This window comes from Nostoc cf. edaphicum LEGE 07299 (assembly GCF_015207245.1).
GTDB classification, from domain to species: Bacteria; Cyanobacteriota; Cyanobacteriia; order Cyanobacteriales; family Nostocaceae; genus Nostoc; species Nostoc edaphicum_B.
This window is the reverse complement of sequence record NZ_JADEXF010000219.1, coordinates 1-6,440: the sequence shown is the minus strand read 5'-3', so window position 1 is coordinate 6,440 and position 6,440 is coordinate 1. Positions and strand designations below refer to the sequence as shown.

5 protein-coding genes and 1 pseudogene are annotated in these 6,440 nt (G+C 44.0%); 1 reads left to right on the top strand and 5 read right to left on the bottom strand.

Going from position 1 to position 6,440, the window contains the following annotated elements:
* The 4 genes and pseudogenes from IQ229_RS08670 to IQ229_RS08655 form a co-directional block, all read right to left on the bottom strand.
* A partial coding sequence (locus IQ229_RS08670; RefSeq protein ID WP_194042932.1) for a phycobilisome linker polypeptide occupies positions 1-196 on the bottom strand: 196 nt, incomplete at its 3' end.
* Between the two features lie 222 nt (positions 197-418).
* The gene (gene apcB, locus IQ229_RS08665; RefSeq protein WP_069068902.1) at positions 419-907 is read right to left on the bottom strand and encodes an allophycocyanin subunit beta; all 489 of its coding nucleotides are present in this window, start codon (positions 905-907) and stop codon (positions 419-421) included.
* A gap of 65 nt (positions 908-972) precedes the next feature.
* On the bottom strand, positions 973-1,461 hold the full coding sequence (apcA, locus tag IQ229_RS08660; protein ID WP_194042930.1) for an allophycocyanin subunit alpha: 489 nt from the start codon (positions 1,459-1,461) through the stop codon (positions 973-975).
* Between the two features lie 398 nt (positions 1,462-1,859).
* A pseudogene (locus IQ229_RS08655) lies at positions 1,860-5,153 on the bottom strand (phycobilisome rod-core linker polypeptide); the annotation flags it as partial.
* Positions 5,154-5,690: 537 nt separating this feature from the next.
* Between IQ229_RS08655 and IQ229_RS08650 the strand changes: the two are divergent.
* Positions 5,691-6,221 carry a hypothetical protein gene (locus tag IQ229_RS08650; RefSeq protein ID WP_194042926.1) on the top strand — a complete coding sequence of 177 codons (531 nt, stop codon included), beginning with the start codon at positions 5,691-5,693 and terminating at the stop codon, positions 6,219-6,221.
* 24 nt (positions 6,222-6,245) lie between these two features.
* On the opposite strand, the gene IQ229_RS08645 is transcribed toward IQ229_RS08650, so the two are convergent.
* Positions 6,246-6,440: 2-phosphosulfolactate phosphatase (locus tag IQ229_RS08645; RefSeq protein WP_194042924.1), on the bottom strand; the 195-nt coding region annotated here is incomplete at its 5' end.

Genomic DNA, 6,440 nt, shown 5'->3' with positions numbered 1-6,440 from the left:
TAGTATTAGCGCCTTGCTTACCAGTTGCCAGTTCTACTTTGATAATTGTGCCACCTGCTTTTTGAATACGTTGCTGTTCGCGGAACCAGTTTTCATAAGGAACTAGCTTAGTAAAGTAAGTATTTTGCAGTTCGCGTTGGGTCCGAATTCGGGTTTGGCTGGGAACTAGAGCAGTAATTTTAAACAAACGGGACATATTTTGAAAATCTCCTGTATACCTTGTGAAAACTTTTTTATCTCAAAATCTTGAGTGCAAATCTTTTAATCATTCAAAGGCTGGAAATCAAACATCAATACTAGACCACCAACACTCATCACTGATAATTTACCAAGATAAGCAATATAACGTTCTAGCACTCACGGCTGATTTCCAGACCTTAATAAAGCCGCACCTAAATTCTTAAGCGCAAACTAGTTCTTAGCTTAAGCCAGAGGAGATATAGTCTAAGTAAACGCCCATTTCCTTACCAGCATCAGAACCTACCAAACTGGCGGTTACTTCTTTGATTGCTTGGATAGCTTGTACGGTAGCACCGACGGGAACACCTAATGAGTTATAGGTTTCTTTCAAGCCATTGAGCACACGCTCATCTAGTATGGAAGGATCGCCAGCCAACATAGCGTAGGTGGCATAGCGAAGGTAATAGTCCAAATCACGAATGCAAGCAGCATAGCGGCGGGTGGTGTACATATTGCCGCCGGGACGGGTGATATCAGAGTATAGCAAAGATTTTGCTACAGCTTCTTTGACGATCGCAGCAGCGTTAGCGCTGATGGTGCTAGCAGCACGTACCCGTAGTTCGCCAGTAGCGAAGTAGCCTTTTAGCTTTTCTAAAGCAGAAGAGTCAAGGTATTTGCCTTGAACGTCTGCGGAGTTAATGACAGCGGTAATTGCGTCTTGAGCCATGTTGTTAATTCCTTATTTCCAACCGTATTGCAATACTTCTGTTTCAGTAGGTAAACAGCTTTACCCTATCCTAGAAGGGCGCCAACTAGGTAGTCGAAGTAGCCACCAGCTTCACTAGCGTCATCACCAGAGAGCAATGTTGCAGCTCCATTCTTCATTCCACGGATACCTTCAGCAACACCATCGATAGGAGTTCCTAAGGACTTGTACATTTCACGGACACCGATAACACCAATTTCTTCGATGGGGGTTACATCACCAGCAACGATACCGTAGGTAACGAGGCGGAGGTAGTAATCTAGGTCACGCAGACAAGTAGCAGTCAATTCTTGACCGTAAGCGTTTCCACCAGGAGACACAACATCAGGACGCTTTTGGAATAGTTGATCGCCAGCTTGCTTAACGAGCCGTTCGCGATTTTCTGACAAAACTTGAGCAATCCGCACACGGCGCTCGCCACTTGCAACAAAGGACTTGATCCGATCTAACTCACCAGGGCTGAGGTAGCGGGCTTCTGCATCAGCATTCACGATAGCTTTCGTGACAATACTCATTAATGGATTCCTCCAATACGAATGAAACCAGGATTTGATTAAACTGGTGCGATTTTGAGTTTGGTTTACTGAGTTTGTTTTCTCGTCTTTTTAGACACAACAGTTTCACAACTGCTACGGTTAAAAAATTACAAGTTTGCTTGAGTCAACATAAGTACACAAGCTTTCAAACTCAGCTACCTTCCGCAAAACATTTTCCGGCATTCTGTTGAGCATTTATGACTGTTCTTAATACTTTGTAATATTGCTTTTCAGAATTTACTGTTTTAACTGCAATCTGAGAGCGGTATTACGAAAGGTTAAGAAGGGGACAGGGGAAAGGTTACAGGGGACAGAGAACAGTAAATAATCTGTACCCTATTCCCTAATTCCCTAGTCCCTACTCCTTAATCAACTGCTACACTGCCGAGGTAGTTACCTACTGGCAAAGATGGGAAGCGGTTGTAAGGTACAACGTCTTTACCGAAGTAGCGGTTATATTCTGGACTGTCGACTATTGCTTCTACAGCAGCTGACAAACCACTATCGACTAGCAGCTTGTTATATTGGCCAATTTCTTCCTGAGTTGCGGGTGTACGCCCCAACAAATGACGGAAGAGGAACTCAATGACCTTGGCATGAGGATAAGGTGATAAGAAGCGCTGGCGATAGATTTGGGAACTAGCTAGTTCACGCACAAACTCCCGCACGGAAATTTCACCATTTTGGAGTTTGCTATCTAGGTCAGTGCGACGGAAATGATCGGGCACTTCACCGCTAAATACATCCAATACTTGACGATAAATGGCGTTGATTGCCTGTTGTTTTTCGTCTTGATTGGTGTTTTCTGTTAGACGGTAAATGCGTGTATGTTTACGCACACCCATTTCCACGGTTTGTCCGCTAGCATCGTTGTAGGAACGACCCAGTTCAGCAAAGGATGGCTGACCATTTGTTTGTGCTGCGATATCTGCGATCGCCTGTACCAAAAGTGGCGTATCGTTACTAACTCCGACACGGGCTTGTACTGGCTTAAAGCTTGGTACAACCACGTCATCGTTTTGCTTGGTAAGCTGGTTGTAAAGCTTCTCTGTATTGGGGAAGTTTGCCGCAGGTAGGGTTGGGAAGCGACGGTAAGGCACCGTATCTTCACCAAATACCTCGTTATATTCCACACTATTTACCAAAGCAGCAATGAAGGCACGAATACCTTGAGTAGCCAAAATCTGGTTATACTTACGGATTTCTGCTTGGTCTAGTGGCGCACGTCCCAAGAAGTGTTTGGTTCCCAACTCAATCACTTTGGTGTTGGGGTAAGGTGTGTAGAACTCTTTAAGGTAGAGGTTCGAGTAACCCAAACCTTCAATAAACTCCTTCACACTAATTTCGCCATTACCCAGCTTGCTTTCCCACGCCGTAAATTCATTTTTGGCGATATAGGGTGCAATATCCCGCTCAAAAATCTGGCGATACGCAGCGCTGATCAAAGTTTTTACAGCAACTTTGTCATTGGTATTCGCCACCAGTTTGAAGATTTTGGTTTGTTCGCGTTGCTTGCTGACGCCTTGGTTAACGCGGAACTGCACATCTGGTTCTGACCGATTTTCTGTGACTGTACCCAGCGTCACAAAGCTCGGCGTTACTTCCTTCTGAAGTTTCGCTGCAACATCTTCACGAATACTACCAACGCGCAATTGTCGCCCTGATACACCACTAGGAGTCAGATACCGTTCGTAAGGAATTGTATCTTCCCCAAATGCTTCGCTGTATTCTACGCTGTTAATAATGGCATCAACCACTGCGTAAAAGCCTTGTTTAGCAGCGATGTCAAAGTACTTGTTGATTTCTTGACGACCGTAAGTCGGACGACCCAACAAGCGGCGGTGAATATATTCGATCGCTTTACAAACATAAAGCGATGACCAGTACAGATTGCGGAATACATCTGACTTAGCCAAAGCACGGATAAACTCACGCACAGAGATGTCGCCGTTTTCCAGCTTGATTTCCAATACCTTCGGGCGCTGACCTTCGTAAAGATCGCGACCGAAAACTTGCAGATAAGCAGCTCTAATCACTGCTTGCGTGGAGCTTTCGGAGTATTTGATGCTAGAATTTTTGGCAGCCTTTTTACCTCTAGTACCAGGCAGTTGGTCTAACTTGAACACCTTGGGCCCAAGGGTACCAGGAGCTTCACCTCGCGCTCTGGGATTACTATTTTGGTTATTAATCCCTGCTCCTTGGTGAATCAGGATGCGTTTGGTATCCTTACTAAAAGGAGCCGGACTGGTACTGGGGTTGCGAGTTTCTTTCGGGAAAATCGCCCCAAACTGAATTTCCAAGGGGTCATTACCAGAACCGTAAGGATGTTGATCTGGTAGCGGTTGTTCGTAAGCCGCAAATGTGGTGATGAATTGAGGTATCTTGCGGAAAGGCGCACTGTAGTTAAACAGGTCTTGCTGCGGCCCCCAGTTACGACATTCTTGTGCTTCTTGACCCAGACCCCGCAGGTAGGGTACTGTTTCTTCACCAAAATAGTCGCTGTATTCAGCAGAATCGACTAAGGCATCTACTAAGGCTGGTAGACCACCATTAGAAATAATCGAGAAGTATTTTTGTACTTCTTCGCGGCTACTTGGCCCCCGTCCTAAAATGTGACGGAAAGCTAGTTCGATGACTCGGCTGTTAATAAAAGGTTGGTAAAACTGTTTTTGGTAAAGGGGAGATTTCGCTAAACGACGGACAAACTCTTTCATAGAGATGTCGCCATTCTTCACCTTGGATTCTAGGTCAGATATGGACAAGCTATAAGCACGGGTAATGTCGCGCTCAAAGATTTGTCGATAGGCCGCTTTAACTACCTCATTTTTTTCGCTACTGGATAACCCAGTCTTCATCACAAACTTGGGACGGCGTTCTGAGGCATTGAAGTAGATTTGCGGCAATTCTAACCCTTGCTGGTCGCTAGAAGGGCGTTGACGCAATTTATTTGAGGGTGTGGCTGCTTTGAATTCTGTTAACAAAACATCCATGTACTGAGACACAATTTCTGTAGCCTCAGCATCGTTGCGGAAAAATGAAAGTGCCCCGGCTTTGATTTCCTGTAAAGCTACTAGCGTGGCTTCTCCAGAGCAGGCATTTTCAATGATTTCCCGCAAACCCCTTGTATTCACCGCTATGATGTTGGGGTCGCCAGCAACGATCGCATAAGTAGCGTAGCGCAAGAACCAGGATAAATCCCGCAAGCTCTTGGCCATGTTGCTTGGGCCATAACGAGCAATGTTAATTGGTCTGAAACCTGGAGGTGTCGGGCCACTGGGGGATGAGTTAAATATTGAGCGTAAATTTTCTAGGAACCCACCACGACTTTCAACGTAGGTTACGGTTCCTAGTTGCATCCCTTGTTGAACGTTAGCACCAGCACTAACAGGTACTATTTCTACTTCTCTGGGCTTTTCTAAAAAAGCCATTGGCGAACCACCAACAAAAATCCGGTTGGCAGCCCGAGACACAATAATCTCGGCATTGTCCGTTAGCGTCTGAGAAATTTGTAGACGCTTTGCACCAGATGCAAAATAGCTTGCTAGTTCGTTTAGTTCACCATTTCCCAAGAAACGGTCTTGCTGCTCCGCTTGGGTAATTGTGGATACAGTTAGGGTTTGATATAGTTGCGGACGCGCAACCGAGCTTCCACCACTCGCCTTAACACTCATCGGATTTGTAAAACTCCCATCATAAGCGTTTATATGTTAAGTCTGGATTGTTTTGAGGCTTGACACATTGCTGTGTCTATGCTTTATGAGCTTGAGAGTATTGCCTGCAAAACTGCCAGTAAATTAACCCAGTTAGCTTTTAGATTAGAACGTTTTGCGTTCTCAAGGCGGGTTTATTAAGAAGTGTGTAGAACCTGTAGCTTAGATCATCCAGTCTTAAGAGTAGATACTCTTATTTGGCTGAGACAAAATCTAAGTTTTGTAACTAACTAATAGGGTAAGCATGGTCTACTGATGCCGAAAACCCCTATTGTGATGTTTGTGGCAGTGTCCACTCTACGATTATTACAACTTATACAAAATTTTAGTTGCAACCAAATTGCCTTTAGCAATCTCAGTGGACAGTAGCCATTAGTCGATGTTAAGTTGTTTTTGCTACTGATAGTTAAATATTCATAAATAACGCCGACGGGAAATAATTCCTCAATCTCTTTGAATTAAGCTTTAGCTATCAGCATTCTATATAGGGAAAATACTATGAGCAAAAGTTGTAAATTTAACTATTTATTCAATGCTACACTGTCTGCGATCGCAGTTATTTTGGCTGTCACTCCTGCAAATGCGCTTCCAGAGCAAAACATCAACACCGTTGTTAAGTGGGCAAAGACCAGACCTCTATTACCAACTCTGAGATACAACAGCGAAGCCCACGGCTACGATGGTACAAAGGGAAATTTATACTTTTATGCTGATGTCACTTCTCAAAATGGGACAGTAACTAAAGAAGGCATAACGGTTAGTGGTGATAAACGCCTCAAATTCACCACAAAAAATGCCAATGCAGTGAAATTGTTACAAAATATTTATAATTCTAATATTGCCAATGACTTCCAGAAGTCCCGATATATCAGCAAAGTTGGACGTGACCAATTTTATCGTGGACAAAAGTTTGCTTACATCACTGCTGAAGTGCAGGGTGGATCATCATTGCAGATAATTCCCTTGAATAAGTTGCAAGAGTTTATAGATAATGCTAAATATTGCCAAACCAATCAGTGCGACGTTTAACTAATGCGTAATTTTTGAGTTTGATTAAGCCTGTGCCGTATAATTTACATACGCATTATCAGTAAAAAAAGGCACGCAATCACTTACGTTGTAGGCGGCGGACAGTTCAACATCTGACTCAAAACCTTTTTCAATCAACTCTTTACCCGAACTGCATTTTTTCAAGTACCCCAGTAAATCCTCCTGGAAAGCTTGAAATGTTGCCACAGCAACTTCAGC

Excerpts from the sequence above, each read along its gene's own strand:
- apcA (WP_194042930.1), bottom strand. The coding sequence starts at position 1,461 with ATGAGTATTGTCACGAAAGCTATCGTGAATGCTGATGCAGAAGCCCGC.
- IQ229_RS08650 (WP_194042926.1), top strand. The coding sequence starts at position 5,691 with ATGAGCAAAAGTTGTAAATTTAACTATTTATTCAATGCTACACTGTCT.
- apcB (WP_069068902.1), bottom strand. The coding sequence starts at position 907 with ATGGCTCAAGACGCAATTACCGCTGTCATTAACTCCGCAGACGTTCAA.